19 protein-coding genes are annotated in these 22,159 nt (G+C 59.3%); 9 read left to right on the top strand and 10 right to left on the bottom strand.

The window, feature by feature from the left end; translation table 11 throughout:
* Window positions 1-82: 82 nt before the first annotated feature.
* The 3 genes from ACEN8R_RS04495 to ACEN8R_RS04505 all read left to right on the top strand — a co-directional run bounded on the left by ACEN8R_RS04495 (window position 83) and on the right by ACEN8R_RS04505 (window position 1,125).
* Entirely contained in the window at window positions 83-508 is a 426-nt protein-coding gene (locus ACEN8R_RS04495) for a glycine zipper domain-containing protein (RefSeq protein WP_026286342.1), read from the top strand.
* Between the two features lie 128 nt (window positions 509-636).
* Entirely contained in the window at window positions 637-807 is a 171-nt protein-coding gene (locus ACEN8R_RS04500) for a hypothetical protein (protein ID WP_018925238.1), read from the top strand.
* A gap of 102 nt (window positions 808-909) precedes the next feature.
* Window positions 910-1,125 (top strand): hypothetical protein, encoded by a 216-nt coding sequence (locus tag ACEN8R_RS04505; protein WP_018925239.1) that lies wholly within the window; start codon window positions 910-912, stop codon window positions 1,123-1,125.
* 496 nt (window positions 1,126-1,621) lie between these two features.
* On the opposite strand, the gene ACEN8R_RS04510 is transcribed toward ACEN8R_RS04505, so the two are convergent.
* Window positions 1,622-2,017 carry a hypothetical protein gene (locus ACEN8R_RS04510; RefSeq protein WP_018925240.1) on the bottom strand — a complete coding sequence of 132 codons (396 nt, stop codon included), beginning with the start codon at window positions 2,015-2,017 and terminating at the stop codon, window positions 1,622-1,624.
* Window positions 2,014-6,891, bottom strand: a complete 4,878-nt coding sequence (locus ACEN8R_RS04515) for an RHS repeat-associated core domain-containing protein (protein ID WP_018925241.1) — start codon at window positions 6,889-6,891, stop codon at window positions 2,014-2,016. Before ACEN8R_RS04515 ends, ACEN8R_RS04510 begins: the two co-directional genes overlap by 4 nt.
* Window positions 6,892-7,153: 262 nt before the next feature.
* Between ACEN8R_RS04515 and ACEN8R_RS04520 the strand changes: the two genes are divergently transcribed.
* Window positions 7,154-7,849 (top strand): HAD-IA family hydrolase, encoded by a 696-nt coding sequence (locus ACEN8R_RS04520; RefSeq protein WP_018925242.1) that lies wholly within the window; start codon window positions 7,154-7,156, stop codon window positions 7,847-7,849.
* 89 nt (window positions 7,850-7,938) lie between these two features.
* On the opposite strand, the gene ACEN8R_RS04525 is transcribed toward ACEN8R_RS04520, so the two are convergent.
* The gene (locus ACEN8R_RS04525; RefSeq protein ID WP_018925243.1) at window positions 7,939-8,685 is read right to left on the bottom strand and encodes a 3-oxoacyl-ACP reductase family protein; all 747 of its coding nucleotides are present in this window, start codon (window positions 8,683-8,685) and stop codon (window positions 7,939-7,941) included.
* Between the two features lie 124 nt (window positions 8,686-8,809).
* Between ACEN8R_RS04525 and ACEN8R_RS04530 the strand changes: the two genes are divergently transcribed.
* The gene (locus tag ACEN8R_RS04530) at window positions 8,810-9,733 is read left to right on the top strand and encodes a LysR family transcriptional regulator (protein ID WP_018925244.1); all 924 of its coding nucleotides are present in this window, start codon (window positions 8,810-8,812) and stop codon (window positions 9,731-9,733) included.
* Between the two features lie 107 nt (window positions 9,734-9,840).
* Here the strand turns inward: ACEN8R_RS04530 and ACEN8R_RS04535 are convergent, their stop codons facing one another.
* The 3 genes from ACEN8R_RS04535 to ACEN8R_RS04545 form a co-directional block, all read right to left on the bottom strand.
* Window positions 9,841-10,569, bottom strand: coding sequence for an aspartate/glutamate racemase family protein (locus ACEN8R_RS04535; protein WP_007942162.1), 729 nt, complete (start codon window positions 10,567-10,569; stop codon window positions 9,841-9,843).
* 56 nt (window positions 10,570-10,625) lie between these two features.
* A complete protein-coding gene (locus tag ACEN8R_RS04540; RefSeq protein ID WP_019648251.1) occupies window positions 10,626-12,167 on the bottom strand; it encodes an NCS1 family nucleobase:cation symporter-1 in 1,542 nt (513 codons plus the stop codon).
* 505 nt (window positions 12,168-12,672) lie between these two features.
* Window positions 12,673-13,413, bottom strand: a complete 741-nt coding sequence (locus ACEN8R_RS04545; protein WP_007942164.1) for a phosphoadenylyl-sulfate reductase — start codon at window positions 13,411-13,413, stop codon at window positions 12,673-12,675.
* 171 nt (window positions 13,414-13,584) lie between these two features.
* Between ACEN8R_RS04545 and thrH the strand changes: the two genes are divergently transcribed.
* Window positions 13,585-14,202, top strand: coding sequence for a bifunctional phosphoserine phosphatase/homoserine phosphotransferase ThrH (thrH, locus tag ACEN8R_RS04550; RefSeq protein WP_007942165.1), 618 nt, complete (start codon window positions 13,585-13,587; stop codon window positions 14,200-14,202).
* Between the two features lie 159 nt (window positions 14,203-14,361).
* On the opposite strand, the gene pabB is transcribed toward thrH, so the two are convergent.
* The 4 genes from pabB to rloA form a co-directional block, all read right to left on the bottom strand.
* The gene (gene pabB, locus ACEN8R_RS04555; RefSeq protein WP_018925247.1) at window positions 14,362-15,699 is read right to left on the bottom strand and encodes an aminodeoxychorismate synthase component I; all 1,338 of its coding nucleotides are present in this window, start codon (window positions 15,697-15,699) and stop codon (window positions 14,362-14,364) included.
* A gap of 257 nt (window positions 15,700-15,956) precedes the next feature.
* Entirely contained in the window at window positions 15,957-16,943 is a 987-nt protein-coding gene (locus ACEN8R_RS04560; RefSeq protein ID WP_018925248.1) for an alpha-L-glutamate ligase-like protein, read from the bottom strand.
* Window positions 16,943-18,478 (bottom strand): osmotic stress tolerance membrane protein RloB, encoded by a 1,536-nt coding sequence (gene rloB / locus ACEN8R_RS04565; RefSeq protein WP_018925249.1) that lies wholly within the window; start codon window positions 18,476-18,478, stop codon window positions 16,943-16,945. Before rloB ends, ACEN8R_RS04560 begins: the two co-directional genes overlap by 1 nt.
* Before the next feature lie 5 nt (window positions 18,479-18,483).
* The gene (gene rloA, locus ACEN8R_RS04570; protein WP_019579744.1) at window positions 18,484-19,020 is read right to left on the bottom strand and encodes a retropepsin-like aspartic peptidase RloA; all 537 of its coding nucleotides are present in this window, start codon (window positions 19,018-19,020) and stop codon (window positions 18,484-18,486) included.
* Between the two features lie 297 nt (window positions 19,021-19,317).
* On the opposite strand from rloA, the gene ACEN8R_RS04575 reads away from it, so the two are divergent.
* From ACEN8R_RS04575 to prpC, 3 genes are read left to right on the top strand one after another with little or no spacing between them, the layout of a single operon-like run.
* Window positions 19,318-20,040, top strand: coding sequence for a GntR family transcriptional regulator (locus ACEN8R_RS04575; RefSeq protein WP_007902102.1), 723 nt, complete (start codon window positions 19,318-19,320; stop codon window positions 20,038-20,040).
* Window positions 20,037-20,927, top strand: coding sequence for a methylisocitrate lyase (gene prpB, locus ACEN8R_RS04580; protein ID WP_018925250.1), 891 nt, complete (start codon window positions 20,037-20,039; stop codon window positions 20,925-20,927). Before ACEN8R_RS04575 ends, prpB begins: the two co-directional genes overlap by 4 nt.
* Before the next feature lie 56 nt (window positions 20,928-20,983).
* Entirely contained in the window at window positions 20,984-22,111 is a 1,128-nt protein-coding gene (prpC, locus tag ACEN8R_RS04585; RefSeq protein WP_018925251.1) for a bifunctional 2-methylcitrate synthase/citrate synthase, read from the top strand.
* Window positions 22,112-22,159: the final 48 nt, after the last annotated feature.

Consider the following 22,159-nt stretch of genomic DNA (forward strand, 5'->3'; position numbering starts at 1 on the left):
CAGACCCAGATGCAGGCTGATGCCTATCCGCGGCACGTTTCTTCCCCCAATGCGGAAATTAGAGGTGCATATCATGCGTTTCATGCGTTTGACATTGTCCACGGTGTTTTTGGGGCTTTTGGTCGCTCAGGGCGCAATGGCGGGCGGCAACGGTGATGCTGCAGTCGGCGGTGGTCTTGGCGGTGTGTTGGGCAACGTAGTCGGCGGGCAGTTGGGCGGCAGCACCGGGGCCGCGGTGGGCGCTGGCGTCGGCGGTGCGGCAGGCAGTGCGGTCGGTGCGCGCAAGGGCAGTCGCACAGAAGCGGCCGTTGGCGGTGGTCTCGGCGCGGCGGGCGGTTCGGTGATCGGCAACAGCCTGGGTGGCTCCACGGGTTCGGCCATTGGCGCAGGCCTGGGCGGCGCAGCCGGTGGCGCGGTGGGCAGCAACATGGGTGATGACCGCGGCAGTTCGCATTCCGGTGGCGGCTACTACAAACACAAGCATAAAAATAAGTACAAGAATCACTAACTCGATATCGAGTTAAAGTAAAACCCGGCCGAGTGCCGGGTTTTTCGTTTCTATCGATAGGACGCTGGAACGATTTGCCGTAGGACCTCTCGAACTTTATATAACTCTGAACGTTGTGAGGCATGCCCATGAGTCCGGAAACCGAAGACAAGGAAGAAGAAGGCCCGATCAACGATCCTGGCAACGAAGATCCGGGGTCCCTGATGGACGACGCCACGGTACCGCTCAACGATGCCGATGACGCAGGCGATGTGGGCAATCTGGAGAATGATGAGTATGACGAGGAAGACGACGAGTGATTTTGCGGTCGGGCCGACCTCGATCCCTCTGATCGAACCGTGTCTGTCGTGTTGGCCTCGAAAGGCAAGGATCTGCTTTTCAGGTCCATTGAGAGGTGCGTTATGAACGCTGATCCGAAAGACTCCGATATCGACGATACCCCCGAATATCCGCTGCCTTCGCCCACCAATTCGCTGCGCCGTGACCAGCGCCCGCCCGACGATGACGACACCGCTGTGGAACAGGTGCCCGCCGATGATGTGAGGCGCGGTAATGTGGAAGCCGACCCGGAAGACCCGGACATCGCCGGCGATGACGCTTCGGGGGAACCGAGCTGAAACCTGTGTGGTGGTGCATCGCAGATTGTCGATTGAGCGACACCTTTTAAAAGCGATCACCGCCAGAGATCAGGTAAAGCACTCTTTAAAGGAGATGCACCATGATCAGATCAAAATGGATGGCGCTTACGATGGTCGGCTTTTTGTCGATCAGTTCATTGACGACGTTTGCTGAATCTACCGGTCGCGATGCGCCGGTCGACAAGGGCGGGATGCCGCCTTATTCGGAAATGAATGCGGGTACCTCGGATGGGAAGGCGCTGCCACCGGACACCCTTGGTGGTGGGAATGGTGGTGATACCAACGGGAGTAGCATCGACCCGGGGAAGGGCAGCGGGTCGGTGAGTGGTGGAAGTTCGATGGGGAGTGGTTCTGGAAGTGGGTCTGGAGGATCAGGTGGTTCTGGGAGTATTGGGACGGATAGGACAGATGATAGCGCGGGAGGTTAGAGTTCCTTAAGCTGATTTAGCCCGGACGTGAACCGGGCTTTTGATGGTTAGATCTTTTCTGATTCAATCCAGCATCTGTAGAAAGATCGCTGTTCATTTGGATCGTTTGTTAGATTGCTCTCATCATAATCAAAAATATAAACTACATCGGTGAGTGACGACGCTTTACCCAATGTCAATTCATATGCTTTCAACCCAAGAGACATTTGTGATGACATGCTGGAAGGATGTACGTTGATTTTTGATCCCTTGCAGAGAAATTGTATGTTGGGATTGTCCTCTCTGACACGTGCGAAGCATCTATAAAAGTCACTGTCCGAATATTTTTTGTTAAAGCCATTTTTCATTGTGAGAGTTATGGTTATTTCTTTGTTGTCGCATATAAGGTTGGCGACTTCCTTTATGCCGTCAATGCTTATGGTGATTTCAACCTTTGATATCATTTTTTTATTTTCCTGTACGGATTTGGTATGGAATAGCCGAGCTCTCGGCCGTCATCTATGATTAGCGTTGCGCCAAGTACGTCGACATTCTCTATACGGTTAGCTATGGCTATCTCTTTTTCTGGTCCGAAAAGATAAGCTTGTCCAAGCTCTTTTTGTAAGTCATACCCATCTATTTTTTGAAGGGTATAGAGGTAACCTACTTTTGTGTGATATCCAGTGGCGAAAAGCTTGCCAACATCTCGCGACGGTGATGTGCTGATAAAATTACTGGGTGGATTTTCACTGTCTATAGAGTGGAGCAATAAATCATTGCTTTTTCCTTTGCTTTTAAAACCATTTTGAAATACATCATCAGGCCCTCGCTCGTCCCCGCGATATAAGTAATCCTCTTCTCTTTTGGGGGAGGGAGTTTTTGGCTCCCCCTCATCAACCCCCGTCTTACCCGCCGGATCCTCATCCCCAAACGACGGCGTCTTACACCCATCCCCCCCAGGGCATTCACTCAACCCCAACGGATCAACCCAACCCGCCGGATTGCGCGTGTACTGATAGCCGTTTAACCCGCCCGCCAACTTGCTCGGGTCCGGCGTCAGGTACCGGCCGATATCCGGATTGTAGTAGCGATGCCGGTTGTAATGCAGGCCGGTTTCCGCGTCGTAATACTGCCCTTGAAAGCGCAGCGGTTGATCGAAGACCTGGTGGGTGTCGCGGTTGAGGCGGGTGAGGCGGCCATAGGCGGTGTATCGGGCGGCCCAGATGATGTCGCCACTGTAGTCCGTGAGTTCTTGCGGGGTGCCGAGGTGGTCGAGCTGGTAGTAGAAGGGACAAGCCTTACGCGGGCCTTTGCCGTCGAGCATCGCCAGCGGGCGGAAGCTGCCGGGTTCGTAGACGTAGCTGCGATGGTGGTCCTGGCTGTGTTCGGCGACGAGGTGGTCGCCTTGCCAGAAAAACTCGATGGTTTTGCCGTCGACGGTTTTGGCGATGCGGCGGCCGAAGGCGTCGTAGCGATAACTTGAACAACGACCATCCGGCGTAGTGACGCCGACCAGCCGATGCTGGCAGTCGTAGCGGTATTCGGTGACCAGTTTCTGCCCGGTGCCACGGCGCTCGCGGATCAGGTTGCCGAAGGTGTCGTAGTCGAAGTGGCGATCGCCCTGCATCAACAGGCGATTGCCTTTGACGGACGTCGGGCCGGGGCGGTCCTGCATCAGCAGGTTACCGGCTGGGTCGTGGGCGTAGCTTTCCGGCTGTTGGTCGCGGGAGTGGCGCACGCGGATCAGTCGATTGAGCGGGTCGTACTGATAGCTGCGCTGGCCATGGCGGGTGTCGGCGATGCTGTCGAGATTGCCATTGAGGCTATAGGCATAGTCGCGGCGGTAGAGCGGATGTTGGTGCTGGCCGACAGCGTGGGCCTTCAGACGGCCCTGTTCGTCGTAGGCATATTCACTGAGCAGCAGGCCCTGTTGGCGGTTTTGTTCGCGACCGGCGAGGAAAGTATGCGAGGTCAGTCGTGCGCCATTGAGGTCAATGGCCGTCAGCGCACCGCCCTTGGCGTGGCGGTAGTCGAGTTTGCTGCCGTCCGGCAGGCGCAGGCGGTTGAGCTGGCCGCAGGCGTCGTAGCCATAACGCAACGTGCCCCAGCCTTGGTGCTCGGTGATCAGCCGGTCCTGCTGGTCGTACTCGAACTCCAGCGGGTGATCGTGGCCGTCGTCGACGCGGGTCAGCCGGCCCAACGAGTCGTAGCGGTATTCGACCTGGATGCCGTCGGGCAAGGTCTTGACCAGCAAGCGCCCGGCCGAATCCCGCTTGTAAGCCGTCACCAGCTGCGAGCCGTCATCGCCGAACTCGGTTTTCTCCAGCAGGTGCCCATTGAGATCGTAGGCGTACGCGGTACGACGGCCGTCGAAGCCGGTTTCCTGTCGGATCAGGCCGCTGGGCGTGTAGTCCAGCCGATAGTGTTCGCCGGATTCGTTCTCGATTTCCGTCAGCAGCAGCTGCGCATTGTCATAGCGGTACTGGAGCTGGGTGCCGTCGGGATTGATCCGGCGGCTGACCAGGTGCAAATCGTCGACGTATTCGTAGCGGGTGATGCGGCCCAGTTCATCGCGTTCGGCGGTGATCTTGCCGTAGGCGTTGTAGCTGAACCCGCGGGTGGCTCCGGTAGGGAATGTTGTCTGGACCAGTCGGCCAATGGCGTCCCATTGGTACTGGGTGACGGCACCGTGTTCGTCCTGATGAGTCGTCTGCCGTCCCAGCGCATCGTAGGAAAAGCGCCGCTGCCCACCATCTGGCAGTGTTTCCTCAAGCAACTGACCCAGGGCATTCCAGACAAAGACATGTCGACTGGTGTCCGGGTAGCGGATCGACAGTAGCCGGCCTTGTTCGTCGTAGTGGTAATGGGTGATCTGACCGTCGGGATCGGTCGCCTCGGTGACATCGCCCTGGGCATTGCGCTGGTATTTCCACACCGCCTGACCGCGATAGCGCGCATGCAGGAAACCGTTGCGATACTCGTAGGCCGTCGGTTCGTCCTGCGGTGGAATCAGTGTCACCAGCCGTCCGACGTCGTCGTAACGGTATTCGGTGACGGCCCCCAACGGATCCTGCTCAGCAATCAACCGCCCGCTGTCGTCGTAGCTTTTGAGCTGCTCACCGCCATCCAGCTCGACCCGGCGCACCAGCCGCGCCCGCTCGTCGTGGGCGTAAACCTCTTCGCTGCCGTCGATGTTCCGGACGGTGACGCTGCCCTGGTCATCCCAGGCATACCGCGTGTCCATCTGCGCAAACGACGCCCAATGCCGCACGCAGCGTGCGGCCTTGCCAGACCGTTCCCACTCCCAGAAGAAACTCGCGCCACCGGCCAGCTGCCGCTGCAAAATGACGTGGTTGTCGTCGTAGTCGTAACGCTCGCTTTCCCCGGCGGCACTGGTCGCTTCGATCAAGCGCTGGCGGGCGTCGTAGCGGTAGAAAGCCAGCGTCTGCTCTGTACGCCAGGCTTCACCCAAGTCATCGCTGGGGTGAAACGACTGGTATTCGACGGCGATGAGGTGCCTGCGCTCGTAGCACAACAGCAGCGAACGACCGGCACCGTTGTCGAGGCGTTGAATACGTTCCTGGCGGTCGCGAGTGATGCGCAATCGGTTGTCGTAGGCGTCGCTGATCGCCGTCAGTCGACCGTTGTGAAAGTGGTAGAACCGGTTCGTCTCGCCGGCCAGCGCGAGGATCAGTTCCTCGGGGTCATCACCGAGGTAAATCGCCGCGCGCGACAGGCTGTTGTGGATCGCCGGGCGTTCGCTGCTCGGCAGCGGGAACGTGGTGCGACGGTTTTCATGGTCGATCCAGACGACCTGTTCAACGCCCAGCTCCAACCGCTGCGCCAGCGAATGGCTCCAGCCCCAGCCCAGCCCGCAATCGATCTCCACCGCGCTGGTGCGGTACAACCGGGTGAAGGCAAACGGCAGCAGCCCGTCCAGCGCACCGTCGGTCAGGGTCAGCAGTTCTTCGCCGCTGACCATCGACACAGGACAGCCGTTGGTGCAGGTCAGTGCCGAGCAATCGGCGCTGTCGCCATTGGGGTTTTTCGCTTGATTCGGTGCATCGTCGTGGGGTTCGTGACGGCCCAGCCGGGTCTTGGCTGCAGACTTGTCGCGGGCAATGGCGAGTGGATTGTTCACCTGCACAACCGGTGAGTTGCCGGCGCTGATCTGCAGTGGAACCGTCGGTGCAGGTTTCAGCGGTGCATTGCGCGCACTGACCACGAGCGGTTTGAGGACACCAGCGTGGGCTGTCAGGTCGGATTTGGCCGTCAGTTCGGCCAGTCGCGAACTGGCAGTCGCCAACCATTGTCGAGCCCGATGGGACTTGATCTTGTCCAGCACTTTGGCGCTCATGCCGAGCTTCAGGCCCGTAGGACCTGTGAGACGCACCAGCAGGAAGCTGATTAATATTTCCGTACGAACTTGTGCCACGACTTCGGCGATGAACTGCGGCGGCAACATCCTCAGCCAACTGGTGAAGGCGGCGAGATGGATGAACATCAACGGCTCATCGCTCAACATCAGCAACACATTGGCAATGGTTTCAGCCGAAGCGTTCAGCAGCGTCTCAAGCTCGCCTTGTGTCAGGTACTCAAGGAGTTTTTCGCTGCTGCCTTGCAGGTCCGCCACCAGTGCGTAGACCTGCTTCACGTCATCCCACAAGCCGTGCAGCGAACGCTCGAAACTGTGCCAGTCAGCCTGTTGCAGCAGGCCGTAGCGTTGAGTGAAACCAGCTTTGGAAAAATCTGCCCATAAAGGCTCGAATTCGCTCGTCCATTCGTTGCGCAACCAGCCTTCCAGCTCGCCGATCACGCCCTGATAGGAGGCGTAGAGCGCTTTGACGTGTTCAGTGGTGACATCGGGAAAGAAGGTGATGCGATAGCGATGGCCGCGCCAGCATTCGGGGATTTCGAGAATGCCGCTGGGGCCGATGGTTGCGTGGACGGGCTCACCGAACGTGAGCTCACCGTTGTGCTGGGAGATAACCGGCTCGAGCATCACCGGCGTATCGCCGATCGGCACGAAACGCGCGGCTTCAAACATATGCACCAGGGTCAACGGACCGCTGGCCGGGCACACGGCGAGTGTCGAACTGACAGGCGCGGTGGAGTCCTTCGGTGCGCTGAGTCGGACTTCGTTGCCGACCTTGAACACTTGCTCGACGTTCAGCGCGCCACCGGTCCAGAAGTTTTCCGCCCAGGCCTCGTAGTCGTTGAGGCAGAGTCGGAAATCACTGAGCAGCGCTTCGATGTTCGGCTGCTCGGGGTTCATGGCGGCGACCACCAACAGACCGATGGCGTTGTTCAAGGCCAGGACCTTGTCAGGTTCGAACATTCGCAATCCCTCGCGCAGATCAATGTGGAGCGAGAGACTTTGCGGGGGATCAAAAAGGAAAGAAGTCGGGAAAGGAGGTGTTTGGTGTAGGGGAAATCGCTAAATCATCACGGCGCCCTTGGCAGAGGATTTTGTATCCGCCAGGCATTGCCCGTTGCTCTCGACCAATCGCGCTCGCTATGCTGCTGAACCCTTTAATCCATCACGGATCCGGCCATACCTGAGCCGCCCTGAGATGTCGTGAGAAAACGGATCAGATGCGATGAGTGCACCCTTGGATGAGTTCGGTCCGATCAAGGCCGTGATTTTCGATATGGACGGTTTGCTGCTGGACACCGAGGGCATTTACACCGAGGTCACGTCCATCATTGCCGAGCGTTATGGGCGGACCTTCGACTGGAGCGTCAAACAGAACATCATTGGCCGTGGCGCGGGTGATCTGGCGCGCTATGTGGTCGAGGCGCTGGACCTGCCGATCACCGCCGAAGAGTTTTTGGTGATCCGCGAGCCCTTGATGCGCGAGCGTTTTCCGACGGCGCTGGCGATGCCCGGCGCGGAGGAACTGGTTCGGCACTTGAAAGCCAACAACATTCCTATCGCGGTGGGCACCAGTTCTTCGCGTCAGTCGTTTGGTCAGAAAACCACCTTGCACCGCGACTGGTTCGCGCTGTTCGACTTCATCGTCACCGCTGACGACCCGGAAGTGGGGGCGGCGAAACCGGCGCCGGATATTTTCCTGACGGCGGCACGACGCCTTGGGGTCGCGCCTCGGGATTGTCTGGTATTCGAAGATTCGCCGTTCGGCGTCACTGCAGCCAAAGCGGCAGGAATGACGGCGATTGCGGTCCCGGATGCGGCGATGGCCGACGAAAAGTACGCACACGCCGATGGCATTCTTCGTACGTTGAAGGCGTTCAAGCCCAGTGCATGTGGCTTGCCGGCGCTTGAATGGGGCTGATCATTCGGTAGTCCCTGAGACAAAAGTCCCTGACACAAAAAAACGCCGGCAATTGATTGCCGGCGTTTTTGTTTCAATCGAACGGTGTATCAGGCGCCGAAACCACCGTCGATGGTCAGGCTGGCACCGGTGATGTAGCCAGCTTCGGGACCTGCGAGGTAAGCGACGAAGCTGGCGATTTCTTCCACGTTGCCGTAACGACCCACCGCCATCAGCGGGATCAGGCTATCAGCGAAGTCGCCGCTGGCGGGGTTCATGTCAGTGTCCACCGGGCCTGGTTGTACGTTGTTGACGGTGATACCCCGCGGGCCGAGGTCGCGAGCCAGGCCTTTGGTCAGGCCGACCAGTGCCGATTTGCTCATGGCGTACGGGCCACCGCCGGCGAAAGGCATGCGCTCGGCATTGGTGCTGCCGATGTTGATGATGCGACCGCCTTCGGTCATGTGGCGGGCGGCTTCCTGGGTGGCGATGAACACACTGCGTACGTTGATGGCCAGGGTCTGGTCGAAGTCTTCGAGTTTAAAGTCCTCCAGCGGTGCGACGGCCAGAACGCCTGCGTTGTTGACCAGGATGTCCAGGCGGCCGAAGGTCTCGACGGTGGCGTTGACGGCATTGCGAATAGCAACGGCATCGGCGCTGTCGGCCTTGATGGCCAGGGCTTTGCCGCCGGCGGAGATGATGCTGTTTTGCAGGTCTTCGGCTTTGGCGGTAGAGCTGACATAGGTGAAGGCGACGGCTGCGCCTTCTGCGGCCAGGCGTTTGACGATGGCAGCACCGATACCGCGTGAACCGCCTTGAATCAGAGCTACTTTACCGCTGAGGTGTTGAGTGGTCATGTCGATCTCCAGAAGTTCAAGGCAGGCTGCCTTGTTGTCGGAGTCGAGTATCGGCTTCGCATTACCCGGCGGGTAGACCGTGATTGCTATAGTCTGTGTAAACCAGAAGTTTATAGTGGCGCTTATGGAAACCTTCAGCAGTATCGAATGCTTCGTGCGCAGCGCTGAGGTCGGCAGCTTCGCCGAGGCTGCGCGACGCTTGAGCCTGACGCCTGCTGCGGTGGGCAAGAGCGTCGCCAAGCTGGAGGCGCGGCTTGGTGTGCGGCTGTTCCAGCGCAGCACGCGTAGCCTGACGCTGACCGAGGCCGGTCAGCTGTTTCTCGGCGAAGTCAGCGCCAGCCTGCACACGATCCAGAATGCCGTGGCCAACCTGGCCAGCGCCGAAGGACGTCCGGCGGGAACGCTGAAGGTCAGCATGGGCACGGTGTTCGGGCGCTTGTACATCGTGCCGTTGCTCGGAGAGTTTTTGCGGCGCTTTCCGGCGATCAACCCGGACTGGCATTTCGATAACCGTCAGGTCGACCTGATCGGCCAGGGGTTCGATGCGGCGATTGGCGGTGGATTCGAACTGCCCCAGGGCGTGGTGGCGCGCAAGCTGACGCCCGCCCATCGAGTGTTGGTGGCTTCAGCCGGGTACCTGGCGGGGCACGAAGCGATCATCGAGCCCGATGACCTCCAGCGCCACGATGGCATCCTGATACGGTCGCCGCAGACGGGGCGCGTGCGTTCCTGGCAACTGACCTGTCGCAACCGGCAACACAGCCCGCTGACGCTCAAGGCGCGAATGACCATGAGCGATTCGGAAGCAGCCTGCGCGGCGGCGACCCAGGATTTGGGCATTGCATTGGTGAGCATGCCGTTCGCCGTTGGCTATCTGGACGCCGGGACCTTGCAGCGGGTGCTGCCCGACTGGTACGTCGACGATGGCAATATCTCCATCTATTACGCCGAGCACAAACTGCTGCCGGGCAAGACCCGGGCGTTTGTCGACTTCATCATTGAACAGTTTGCCGAGCAGGGGTTGGGGCAGCGGTTCAGTGCAGTTTGAGCCCGGCTTGGGACCGAGGGGAGGCCATCGCGGGCAAGCCACGCTCCCACAGAGTGATGCAAACCCCTGTAGGAGCGAGGCTTGCCCGCGAAGAACGATAACGCGGTCTAGCGCCCAAACCGCCCAGGCCAACCAATAATGGTCTTCGGCCGAGGCGTCGCATACGTCCGCACTTTCGACGTCGACAACCCCAACCGCACCAGTGATTCGGCAATGGTCACCGCCGCCGTCACGCCATCCACCACCGGTACGCCGGTGCGCTGACGAATCTGTTCATCCAGCCCGGCCATGCCGCCACAGCCCAGGCAAATCACCTCGGCCTTGTCCTCGCTCACCGCCAGTTCCGCCTGGCGGACGATCGCCTCCAGCGCACGCTCTGGATCGGACTCCAGCTCCAGCACCGCCAACCCACTGGCCCGCACCGACGCACAACGATCCCAGAGCCCGGAGAGTTTGAGGCGATCCTCGATCAGCGGCACGGTGCGGTCGAGGGTGGTGACCACCGAATAGGCATGGCCGAGGAACATCGCGGTGCTGGCGCCGGCATCGGTGATGTCCACCACCGGCACATTGAGCAACTCCTGCAAACCTTCGCGGCCGTGCTCGCCATAGCCGGCCTGGATTACCGCATCGAAGGGCTGATCGTAGGACATGACCCGGTCCATCACGGCGATGGCGGCCAGGTAGCTTTCGAAATTGCCTTCAATGGAGTCGGCGCCGAAATGCGGGGTCAGGCCAATGATTTCCGTGCCGGGCGCGGCCACGGACTGTGCTTGACGGGCGATGGCCTGGGTAATGGATTCGGTGGTGTTGACGTTGACCACGAGAATTCGCATGGGAGGTCCTTATAGCGAGTGGTTTGCGGCCCGATGTCACCGGGCCGCCAAGAGGATTAATGGCTGACGTTATCGACCGCGATGGCTTCTCCGCTGACATCGGCGTAGTAAGGCTGCCGTTTGGCGATGATCAGGTAGAGCATCCCTGCAATCCCGGCGCCAATCAGCCAGGAGAATGGCGAGACACTATCGAAACCTGGTACCAGGGCCAGGACAATGGCGATCAAGGCTGCCGGAATGAACGCCGCCACGGCGCGCAAATTGACCCCACGGCTGTAGTAATAATCGCCATCGGGATCTTCGCTGTACAACTGCGGCACGTTGATCCGGCCTTTTCGTACCTGCCAGTAGTCGACCATGATCACCCCGTACAGCGGGCCGAGCAGGGCGCCGAGGCCAGACAGGAAATACACGATCACCAGCGGGCTGTTGTAGAGGTTCCACGGCAGGATCAGCACCGCGATAGTCGCGCTGATCAGCCCGGCGCGGCGGAAGGTCAGGTATTTGGGCGCCAGATTGCTCAGGACAAAGGCCGGGGCCACGAAGTTGGCCATGATGTTCACCGCCACGGTGACAATCAGGAACGCCAGGCAACCGAGTACCAGAAAGAAGGTATTGGGAATCGACGCGATAATCTCGGTCGGGCTTTCGATGATCCGGCCGTTGATCTGAAATTGCGCACCGCACAGCAGGACGGTGATCCCGGCGAATACCAGAATGTTGACGGGCAGGCCCCAGAAATTTCCGACCCGGATGGTCTTGCGGCAGGGAGAAGAGCGGGCGAAGTCGCAGAAATTGAGGATTAGCGTGCCGTAGATCGACAGCCACAAGGCGCCGCCGGCAAAGATATTGCGCCACATCTCACCGCCACTCAGCGGTTCACGAATCGACCAGGCGATGGTGGCGTTGGCCTGGAAGTACATCCAGCCGGCGAGGGCGGCGACGGTCAACAAAATCACCGGGCCGGCAAACGCCTCGTAGCGTCGCACCATTTCCATGCCATAGGCCAGAATCGCCAACTGCACGAACCAGATCGCCACGAAACACACCCAGCCCAGGCTCGACAGTCCGAGTATCGAATTGTGGTCGTAATCGGCGAGTCCGGGATGCACCGCCGTCAGCAATACGCGAAAGACCACTGACGCCAGGTACGTCTGAATTCCGAACCAGGCAATGGCGATAACGGCGCGAATCAATGCAGGAATCTGCGCGCCATGGATGCCGAAACTGATCCGGCTGATCACCGGAAACGGCACCCCGGTTTTCTGGCCCATGTAACCGGAAAGGTTCATGAAGCAATACACCAGCGCAGCACCGATTCCCAAGGACAGCAGAATCTGCCAGCCGCTCAGGCCCAGTGCATACAAGCCAATGGCAAAGGAGTAGTTGGCAATGTTGTGCACATCGTTTGTCCACAGGGCAAAGATGCTGTAACGGCCCCAGCGCCGACCTTCGGCCTTGGTCGGCGCGAGGTCCTTGTTATGCAGGCGGGGGCTGAGCACGACGGGTGGTTGAAACGTTTGATCGTGAATCACGGAGGTAGAAAGAGGAGAGGGCAGATCCAGCGCAATATTGTTATTGGGGAGGCTAGTACGCATTCCGGCAGGCTCCTGAAGCTCGTTGCCGCGATGACTGTGCATGAGCGTGGGCTCGACAAATCTTCGTCGCGGGTGGGAGAGCATCATTGGTTACGGGGCATCTGCAGCCTGTACGGGATAGGGCGCTTCAGGCTTGCGGATATAAAGTGTGTGTATGTTTTTGTATTTATTGTATACAAAACATGTGTTCGCTTAAGCCAGATATGTGCCAGTCGGTGATCTATAAAATTTAAGGCTAATTTCGTTTTGTTATTGATTGAAGATAAGTATTTGAAAAAAAGACGATATAAATTGACCGATTGAACAGGTAATTATTTTGGGCAGGGTTTTGTCGGAGTGTTCGACTGAGGAAGTCAGGACAGGGGAATGTAACTTTCTGGGGCACTGAAACTAAAAGTGCACACAGATATGGCACTTATGGTGACATTTCTGTGTACACTTTTTTAAAGTAAAACCATCACAGGCTTCGCCAGCTCCTGCAGGAGCTGCTACGGGCTGCGATCTTTTAAGCTTTGGACTTGCTGATGATGTTCCCGGCATGCAGCCCGCATTCTTTCTGCGTGGCTTCTTCCCACCACCAACGACCTTCGCGCTCATGCTGGTTCGGCAGCACCGGACGGGTGCAAGGCTCGCAACCAATGCTGATGAATCCGCGTTCATGCAGGCTGTTGTACGGCAGCTCCAGCATGCGGATGTAACCCCAGATCTCTTCGCTGGTCATCTGTGCCAACGGGTTGAACTTGTACAGGGTACGTTCCGGGGTGGAAAACGCGGTGTCGATTTCCAGCACCGCGACGGCGCTGCGGGTGCCCGGGCTCTGGTCCCGACGCTGGCCGGTGGCCCAGGCGGTCACGCCAGACAGTTTGCGACGCAGCGGCTCGATCTTGCGAATGCCGCAGCACTCGCCATGGCCATCCTTGTAGAAACTGAACAGGCCTTTTTCCTTCACGAAAGGTTCGAGCTTGCTGTAGTCCGGCGACACCACTTCGATATCGATCTTGTAGTGCTCGCGCACCTGCTCGATGAAGCGGTAGGTCTCGGGATGCAAGCGGCCGGTGTCGAGGCTGAACACTTTGACGTTCTTGTTCAGCTTCCAGGCCATGTCCACCAGCACCACATCCTCGGCGCCGCTGAAAGATATCCACAGGTCATCGCCGAACTCGGCAAACGCGAGTTTCAGGATGTCCTGGGCGGATTTGTTGGCATAGGTCGTGGCGAGTTCCACGACGTCGAACGATGGGCTCATCAGGGCGGCTTCCTACAGGTCGGTGGCGCTGGGCGCTCTATATGCGTCGATGGTAACAAAATCCTGCGGTGGCTGGCGCGTCCTCTGCGTTGCACGGAGGGGGGCGAGTCGCTAGAGTTCGGCAGTCCTTTTGCTCGCTCGACTCATAAATAATACTAATGGGAGTGTCTTGTGGAAATTGCCTGTCTGGATCTTGAAGGTGTGCTGGTCCCGGAAATCTGGATCGCCTTTGCCGAAAAAACCGGGATCGAGTCCCTCCGGGCCACCACTCGGGACATTCCCGACTACGACGTGTTGATGAAGCAGCGCCTGCGGATTCTCGACGAGCATGGCCTGAAGCTCTCCGACATTCAGGAAGTGATCGCTACGCTCAAGCCTCTGGAAGGCGCCAGTGAATTTGTCGACTGGCTGCGTGAGCGCTTTCAGGTGGTGATTCTGTCGGACACCTTTTACGAATTTTCCCAGCCGCTGATGCGTCAACTGGGCTTCCCGACTTTGCTTTGTCATCGTCTGATTACTGACGATGCCGGTCGGGTCACGGGCTATCAGCTGCGTCAGAAAGATCCCAAGCGTCAGTCGGTTTTGGCGTTCAAGAGCCTCTACTACCGAGTGATTGCGGCGGGGGATTCCTACAACGACACCACGATGCTGGGCGAGGCGGATGCCGGGATTCTGTTCCACGCGCCGGACAACGTGATTCGCGAGTTCCCGCAGTTCCCGGCGGTGCACAGCTTTGCCGAGTTGAAGCAGGAATTCATCAAGGCTTCGAATCGCAATCTGAGCTTGTAAACCCGATCTGTGGCGAGGGAGCTTGCTCCCGCTCGGCTGCGCAGCAGTCGCATGCGTTATATTTGACGATATGCGGTGTCTGGTTTGGGGGGCGCTTCGCACTGGAGCGCCAGCCCGGCCCAGCGGGAGCAAGCTCCCTCGCCACATAAAAGTGCGGTATCAGAGGTTCTGCAACGTTTCGAGCAGCACCTTCACCTTGGTAATCGATTCCTGATACTCCGCCTGCCAATCCGAATCCGCGACGATCCCCCCGCCGCCCCAGCAGCACACCTGCCCATCCTTGACCAACAAACTGCGAATGGCGATGGAGCTGTCCATCTCCCCGCGCACGTCCAGATACAGCAATGAACCGCAATACAACCCGCGACGGGTCGGTTCCAGTTCATCGATGATCTGCATGGCGCGAATTTTTGGCGCGCCAGTAATCGAGCCGCCGGGGAAGCTGCCGGCGATCAAGTCCAGCGCGTCCTTGTCATCCGCCAGTTCGCCGGTAACGCTGCTCACCAGGTGATGCACGTTCGGATAGCTTTCCAGGCTGAACAGCTCCGGCACCCGTACCGAGCCGATACGGCAGGTACGACCCAGATCGTTGCGCAGCAAGTCGACGATCATCAGGTTTTCCGCGCGGTCCTTGGGGCTGGCCAGCAGTTCGGCGGCGTTCGCCGCATCTTCGGCAGCGGTCAGCCCGCGGGGGCGGGTGCCTTTGATCGGGCGGGTTTCGACGTGGCGCTCGCTGACTTTGACAAAGCGCTCCGGCGACAGGCTTAGCACCGCGTCGCCGTCGGGCAGGCTCTGGAAGCCGGAAAACGGTGTCGGGCAAGCCGCCCGCAGCGCGCAATAGGCCGCCCACGGATCGCCCTGGCATTGGGCGCGAAAGCGCTGGGCGAAGTTGACCTGATAGCAGTCGCCAGCCTGGATGTACTGCTGAATGCGTTCGAAGGCTTGCCGATAGTCGTCAGCGCTCAGGTCAGCACTCATCGGGCCGTCCAGTTTGAATGGCTGGATATTCTCGGTGGTGGGCTGAGTGAACAGTTCGATCAGCCGTTGTCGTTCGCTGTCGATCAGCGTCGGGTGGAACACCAGTTGACTGGTAGCCAGATGGTGATCGCTGATCAGTGCCCAGTCATACAGCCCGAAGCGTGCGTCGGGCAATTGCAGATCGTCCCGCGCCTGGCTCGGCAGGTTTTCCAGATGCCGGCCGAAGTCGTAGCTCAGGTAGCCGATCAGGCCGCCGGCGAAGGGCAAGTCGTCAGGGACGGTTGCTTCACCGAGCCGTGTAAGGTTCTTGCGAAGGCGTTGCAGGAAATGGCTGCCGCTTTCATCCGGCAACACGGCCAGTTGCTCCAGCGGCCAGGCGCTGAGCAGGTCAAAACGCCCACGTTCGGCACTCGGCCGGCCGCTGTCGAGCAGCACGGCACCGGGGGCATGACGAATCGCCGCGAAGTACTCGGCAGGGTTGGCGCGATAGGGCAGCGGGTGTACAGAACAGGTCAACATGGGCGGGGCAGATCAGCCAACGAGGCGGGGGAGCGATTGTAGTCCTCTGCAGGATTTGCTCCTAGAGGGGATGTCGGCAAGAGATACATCTGCGGCGAGGGAAGTTTGCCTGTGGCGAGGGAGCTTGCTCCCGGCGGACTGCGAAGCAGGCCCAAAAAAATCAGCCCCTCGGTTTTCAGAGAAACCGAGGATGCCGTTTTATGACTGCTGCGCAGTCAAGCGGGAGCAAGCTCCCTCGCCACAAAGAGCCAGAGGGGTCAGCCCTCAATCGTCGGAATATGCCCAAACAGTTCCTGAACGAACGCCACACGTTCCTGCGCCGTTTCGGTGATCCCGCGCGCCTTCAGCTCTTCGAGTCGCGCCTCGACCGCGTGGGTACGGGACGTCAGCCCGCAATCGTTGGCGATCTGAATGTTCAACCCAGGCCGGGCATTGAGCTCAAGAATCAGCGGCCCTTTCTCCTGGTCAAGCACCATGTCGACACCGATGTAGCCCAGCCCGCACAACTCGTAACAGCCGGCGGCCAGTTTCATGAAACCGTCCCAGTAGGGCAGTTGCACGCCGTCTACCGCGTTGGTGGTGTCCGGGTGTTTGTTGATGATGTTGTTCAACCAGGTGCCGCGCAATGTCAGGCCGGTGGCCAGGTCGACACCGACGCCGATGGCGCCCTGGTGCAGGTTGGCCTTGCCGCCGGACTGGCGGGTCGGCAGGCGCAGCATGGCCATCACCGGATAACCCATCAGCACGATGATGCGGATATCCGGCACACCTTCATAGCTGATGCTTTTGAAGATCTGGTCCGGGGTCACGCGGTATTCGATCAGCGCACGGTCGCGGTGCCCGCCCAGGGAATACAGGCCGGTGAGGATGCTCGAGATATGGTGCTCGAGTTCCTCATGGTCAATGATCTTGCCGGACACTGTGCGATAGCGCCCTTCGAACCGGTCGGCAACCACAATGATGCCGTCGCCGCCGGCGCCCTGGGCCGGTTTGATCACGAAGTCGGTGCGCCCGCCGATGATCTCCTTGAGGTTATCGATTTCCTTCTCGGTGGAGATCACGCCGTACAGTTCCGGCACGTGGATGCCGGCGGCGATGGCGCGTTCCTTGGTGATGATCTTGTCATCGACGATCGGGTACAGGCTGCGCTTGTTGTACTTGAGCACGTAGTCGGCGTTACGCCGATTGATCCCCATGATGCCCCGGGCCTCCAGGGCTTTCCAGGTCTTCCAGAGACCGAACATCAGGCGTCAGCCTCCTTCAGGAAAGCCTTGAAACGCACCAGTTCGGTCAGGCGGTAACCGCGATAGCGACCCATGGCCAGCATGAAAGCCACCAGAATCAGCAGGACCGCCGGGAAGGTGAACACGAAGTACACCAGCTCCGGCACGCTCATGATCAGGTGCGCCAGGGAGGCGGCGAACAGTGTGCCGATCGCCACTTTCATGGCATGGCCGCCACCGCGCTCTTCCCAGGTGATCGACAGGCGTTCGATGGTCATGGTCAGAATCACCATCGGGAACAGCGCCACCGACAACCCGCGCTCCAGGCCGAGTTTGTGGCTGAACAGGCTGATCGCCGCGATCAACACCACCACGAAGGTCAGCACCACCGACAATCTCGGCAGCATTTGCAGTTTCAAGTGCTCAAGGTAGGAACGCAGCGACAGCCCCAGCGCCGTGATGATGGTAAACAGCACGATGCCGAAGCCGAGTTGGGTTTCCCGGAAGGCGAGGGCGATCAGCACCGGGGTAAAGGTGCCGAGTGTCTGGATGCCGATCAGGTTGCGCAGGATCAGGATCACCAGCACGCCGATCGGGATCATCACCATGATCATGAAGGTCTGCTGGGTTTGCAGCGGCAGGCCGTACAGCGAGTAGTCGAGGAAATTGGCGTCGGAATTCTCGTCCGTCAGCTTGGCCAGGCGAATGGCGTTCATTTCGCTGTTGTTCAGGCTGAAGGTGACGTTGGCTTTCTTGCCGCCATCGACGGTGATCAGGTTTTCATCGCCGGTCCACCACAGCAAGCGGTCGGTGGGCAGGCCCTGTTCGCCGGTTTCCGGGTTGAAGTACAGCCAGTCGGTACCGTTGAAACTGCGCAACCAGAGTTCAGGCGTTTGCGGCTGATCGGCCACCAGGCGGATGGTGTGGACCTTTTCCACCGGCACGTGGGCGATGGACAGAACCAGCTCAACGATTTTGGCTTTGTTCGCGGTGGACGTATCGCCGGCCAGCAGCAGTTTCACGTTGTCGTCGTTGAGGTTGTTGACACGCTTGATGGCTTCGCCGATGAAAGTTTCGACGTCGGCCGAATGCTGGCGGATCGGCGCGAGCAAGGCTTCGGCGGCGATTTTTTCCGGACCTTCGACGGCGATGCTGTCGCGGAAGGTCGCCCCTTTGACCTTGGATTTTTCGCCGGTGTAGCGCTTGGTCAGCACCAGGCGGTAATAAAGGGTCTGGTTGCCCTTGGCCCGACGTGCCGACCAGGTGACCTTGCGGTTGCCGTCGACACGGTTCACTGCCACACCGTAGTTATTGGAAATGAAACTCTCGTTAAGGCTCACGTAGTCGCGGCTCAGCGGCGGCACGAACATCTGGATCTTGATCGGGTCTTTGGCGTTGGCGACGAACTCGACCTTGGCGTCGATGTTCCACAAGTCATCGGTGGCATCTTCAGTCACCGGAATACCGAGCACGAAAATCTGATAGGCCGTAACTGAAATGCCCAGCACCACCAGGATGGCGATCAGCAATTTCAGATGGAGGGTAAGAGAGCGCATTGGAATTACTCTGCGGTATGTGCGTCGGTGGCGCAGGCAGGTTTGCCAGCAGCGTATTTAAGACTTGGATCGACCAGCGCATCGAAACGCTTGAGTGCCTCGGAGCCGATCAAGAGCGGGTATTGGAAGGCGCTGCGGTCGGTCAGGTTCACTTCAATACTGCGTAAAGCCGACCCCATGCAGATATCCAGCTCGATGACCGGACGGGCGGTGTACTTCTTGCCTTCTTCCGGGTCGTAGTCGCCGGCCCGGCGCTTGATCTTGCTGACACGGGCCAGCGGTCGTTCGATCGGGTGCGAATGCGCGGCGTCGATGGCCAGATAGAAGCGCACCCAGGATTCGCCATTGCGTTTGAAACGTTTGATGTCGCGGGCGCTCAGCGAGGCGGTTTTCGCCCCGGTGTCGAGTTTGGCGGCAACTTCCAGGTTGATGCCATCCAGCGACGCGTACTCATTGAGGCCGTACACAGTCTTTTCCCCTGCCGCGGCAAAACCTGACAGGCCAAGAAGACAGAGAAATGTGGTGAAGAGCTTGAGTCTCATAAATCCTGATGCGCAGCGGTCCGTTCTTCAATTCAAGGCCCTGGCATTGCTGCACAAGCTCCCTCGTATGCCTATCCTTTTTTTATGACAGGCAATGCAGATGACAAGCAAATGCGGGCGGCATTCTAGCACGGTGGTTTTATGGCGCCAGCGCTGGCGGACGGCTGTAACCGGGGGTGCTGCTTCTTTATGGTGCAAGCGGTTATTAGACGATTGTCGACAATGTCTATTTATCCTTTGACGTAACCGGCCTTATTCGCTAATTTTTGCGGCATTGCTTTTAAAGGTGTCGACAATATGCTGGATCAACTCGATCCCCCGGTCACGGTTCAGGACGACTCGGAAACACTTTCCGAAAACGTCTTCCGACGCATTCAGGCGGCCATCGTCAAGGGTGAGATCGCCCCGGGCAGCAAGATCTCCGAGCCGGAGCTGGCGCGCACCTACGGCATCAGCCGCGGGCCGTTGCGTGAGGCGATCCACCGACTGGAAGGCCAGCGCCTGCTGGTTCGCGTGCCGCACGTCGGGGCGCGGGTGGTGTCGTTGAGTCACGCCGAATTGCTGGAACTCTACGAAATCCGCGAATCCCTGGAAGGCATGGCGTGCCGTCTGGCGGCTGAACGCATGACCGTTGAAGAAATCGACGAACTGCGCCGGGTGCTGGAAACCCACGAGCGTGATGCGGCGTTTCAGGCGGGCGTCGGCTATTACCAGCAGGAAGGCGATTTCGACTTTCATTACCGGATCATCCAGGGCAGCGGCAACCGCACCCTGACCCAGATGCTCTGCGGCGAGCTCTATCAACTGGTGCGCATGTACCGCATCCAGTTTTCCACCACGCCCAATCGGCCACGCCAGGCGTTTGCCGAGCACCACCGAATTCTCGATGCCATCGCCGACCGTGACGGTGAACTGGCCGAGTTGTTGATGCGCCGTCACATCGGCGCCTCCAAACGCAATATCGCCCGTCACTACCAGGACGGCGCTAACCCGACAGCCACTGAACGAGGTGAGTCATGAGTTCCAACAAGAGCACTCCAGGCCAGCGTTTCCGCGATGCGGTCGCCAGCGAGCATCCGCTGCAAGTGGTCGGCACGATCAACGCCAACCACGCGCTGTTGGCCAAGCGCGCCGGTTTCAAGGCTATCTACCTGTCGGGGGGCGGGGTGGCTGCCGGCTCCCTCGGCGTGCCGGACCTGGGCATTACCGGCCTGGATGACGTGCTGACCGACGTGCGCCGCATCACCGACGTTTGCGACCTGCCGCTGCTGGTGGACGTGGACACCGGTTTCGGTTCCTCGGCGTTCAACGTCGCCCGTACCGTCAAGTCGATGATCAAGTTCGGCGCGGCGGCAATTCACATCGAAGACCAGGTCGGCGCCAAGCGCTGCGGTCACCGTCCCAATAAAGAGATCGTTTCGCAGCAGGAAATGGTCGACCGCATCAAAGCCGCTGTTGATGCGCGCACCGACGACAGCTTCGTGATCATGGCCCGCACCGATGCCTTGGCGGTGGAAGGTCTGGAGTCTGCACTGGATCGCGCCGCCGCGTGCATCGAGGCCGGCGCCGACATGATCTTTCCGGAAGCCATCACTGAGCTTGAGATGTACAAATTGTTCGCCAGCCGCGTGAAAGCGCCGATCCTGGCCAACATCACCGAATTCGGCGCGACCCCGCTGTACACCACCGAGCAGCTCGCCGGTGCCGATGTGTCGCTGGTGTTGTACCCGCTGTCGGCGTTCCGCGCGATGAACAAGGCCGCCGAAAACGTCTACACCGCGATCCGCCGCGACGGCACGCAACAGAACGTCATCGACACCATGCAGACGCGCATGGAGCTTTACGATCGCATCGATTACCACACGTTCGAGCAGAAGCTCGATGCGTTGTTTGCGGCGAAGAAGTAAGGCGCAATCCCCCACAACTTGCCGATTCCCTAACAAATTCAAGATTGGAGACAGCAATGGCCGAAGCAAAAGTACTCAGTGGCGCCGGGCTCCGTGGCCAGGTTGCCGGGCAAACCGCACTGTCCACCGTGGGCCAGTCGGGTGCCGGCCTGACCTATCGCGGTTACGACGTGCGCGAACTGGCGGCTGACGCACAGTTCGAAGAAGTGGCTTACCTGCTGCTGTACGGCGAACTGCCGACCCAGTTACAACTGGCCGGCTATACCGAGAAACTAAGCAAGCTGCGCGACCTGCCGCAAGCGCTGAAAGAAGTGCTGGAGCGCATCCCCGCGGACGCCCATCCAATGGATGTGATGCGCACTGGCTGCTCGTTCCTGGGCAACATCGAGCCGGAGAAAGACTTCTCCGAGCAGCACGACAAAACCGACCGCCTGCTGGCCGCGTTCCCGGCGATCATGTGCTACTGGTATCGCTTCAGCCACGACGGCAAACGCATCAATTGCGTGACCGACGAAGCCTGCATCGGCGGCCATTTCCTGCACCTGTTGCACGACAAGAAACCGAGCGAATTGCACGTCAAGGTGATGAACGTTTCGCTGATCCTCTACGCGGAGCACGAATTCAACGCCTCGACCTTCACCGCCCGGGTGTGTGCCTCGACGCTGTCGGATCTGTATTCCTGCATCACGGCTGCCATCGGTTCCCTGCGCGGCCCGCTGCACGGCGGGGCCAACGAAGCGGCGATGGAAATGATCGAGCGCTTCAGCTCGCCGGAAGAGGCGGTTGAGGGCACCCTCGGTATGCTGGCACGCAAGGACAAGATCATGGGCTTCGGCCACGCGATCTATAAGGACAACGATCCGCGCAATGAGGTGATCAAGGGCTGGTCGAAAAAACTCGCCGACGAAGTGGGCGACACGGTGTTGTTCCCGGTTTCAGAAGCCATCGACGCAACCATGTGGGAACAGAAGAAACTGTTCCCGAACGCCGACTTCTACCACGCCTCGACGTACCACTTCATGGGCATCCCGACCAAGTTGTTCACACCGATCTTCGTCTGCTCGCGCCTGACCGGCTGGGCGGCTCACGTGTTCGAGCAACGTGCCAACAACCGCATCATCCGCCCGAGCGCCGAGTACGTCGGCGTCGAACAGCGCAAGTTCGTGCCAATCGAACAACGCTGACCGGGGAGGGCGCCGGTACTGGTTACTGAAGGAACCGGGAACCCTGCA

Source organism: Pseudomonas sp. Pseusp15, from assembly GCF_059492165.1.

What these genes read in the sequence shown, in the direction of transcription:
- ACEN8R_RS04505 (WP_018925239.1), top strand. Translation starts at nt 910, where the DNA reads ATGAACGCTGATCCGAAAGACTCCGATATCGACGATACCCCCGAATAT.
- ACEN8R_RS04500 (WP_018925238.1), top strand. Translation starts at nt 637, where the DNA reads ATGAGTCCGGAAACCGAAGACAAGGAAGAAGAAGGCCCGATCAACGAT.
- ACEN8R_RS04530 (WP_018925244.1), top strand. Translation starts at nt 8,810, where the DNA reads ATGGAAACCTTCAGCAGTATCGAATGCTTCGTGCGCAGCGCTGAGGTC.
- ACEN8R_RS04545 (WP_007942164.1), bottom strand. Translation starts at nt 13,413, where the DNA reads ATGAGCCCATCGTTCGACGTCGTGGAACTCGCCACGACCTATGCCAAC.
- ACEN8R_RS04525 (WP_018925243.1), bottom strand. Translation starts at nt 8,685, where the DNA reads ATGACCACTCAACACCTCAGCGGTAAAGTAGCTCTGATTCAAGGCGGT.
- prpB (WP_018925250.1), top strand. Translation starts at nt 20,037, where the DNA reads ATGAGTTCCAACAAGAGCACTCCAGGCCAGCGTTTCCGCGATGCGGTC.
- ACEN8R_RS04535 (WP_007942162.1), bottom strand. Translation starts at nt 10,569, where the DNA reads ATGCGAATTCTCGTGGTCAACGTCAACACCACCGAATCCATTACCCAG.
- ACEN8R_RS04520 (WP_018925242.1), top strand. Translation starts at nt 7,154, where the DNA reads ATGAGTGCACCCTTGGATGAGTTCGGTCCGATCAAGGCCGTGATTTTC.
- prpC (WP_018925251.1), top strand. Translation starts at nt 20,984, where the DNA reads ATGGCCGAAGCAAAAGTACTCAGTGGCGCCGGGCTCCGTGGCCAGGTT.
- ACEN8R_RS04560 (WP_018925248.1), bottom strand. Translation starts at nt 16,943, where the DNA reads ATGTTCGGTCTCTGGAAGACCTGGAAAGCCCTGGAGGCCCGGGGCATC.
- ACEN8R_RS04540 (WP_019648251.1), bottom strand. Translation starts at nt 12,167, where the DNA reads ATGCGTACTAGCCTCCCCAATAACAATATTGCGCTGGATCTGCCCTCT.
- rloA (WP_019579744.1), bottom strand. Translation starts at nt 19,020, where the DNA reads ATGAGACTCAAGCTCTTCACCACATTTCTCTGTCTTCTTGGCCTGTCA.
- pabB (WP_018925247.1), bottom strand. Translation starts at nt 15,699, where the DNA reads ATGTTGACCTGTTCTGTACACCCGCTGCCCTATCGCGCCAACCCTGCC.
- ACEN8R_RS04510 (WP_018925240.1), bottom strand. Translation starts at nt 2,017, where the DNA reads ATGATATCAAAGGTTGAAATCACCATAAGCATTGACGGCATAAAGGAA.
- rloB (WP_018925249.1), bottom strand. Translation starts at nt 18,478, where the DNA reads ATGCGCTCTCTTACCCTCCATCTGAAATTGCTGATCGCCATCCTGGTG.
- ACEN8R_RS04515 (WP_018925241.1), bottom strand. Translation starts at nt 6,891, where the DNA reads ATGTTCGAACCTGACAAGGTCCTGGCCTTGAACAACGCCATCGGTCTG.
- ACEN8R_RS04495 (WP_026286342.1), top strand. Translation starts at nt 83, where the DNA reads ATGCGTTTGACATTGTCCACGGTGTTTTTGGGGCTTTTGGTCGCTCAG.
- ACEN8R_RS04575 (WP_007902102.1), top strand. Translation starts at nt 19,318, where the DNA reads ATGCTGGATCAACTCGATCCCCCGGTCACGGTTCAGGACGACTCGGAA.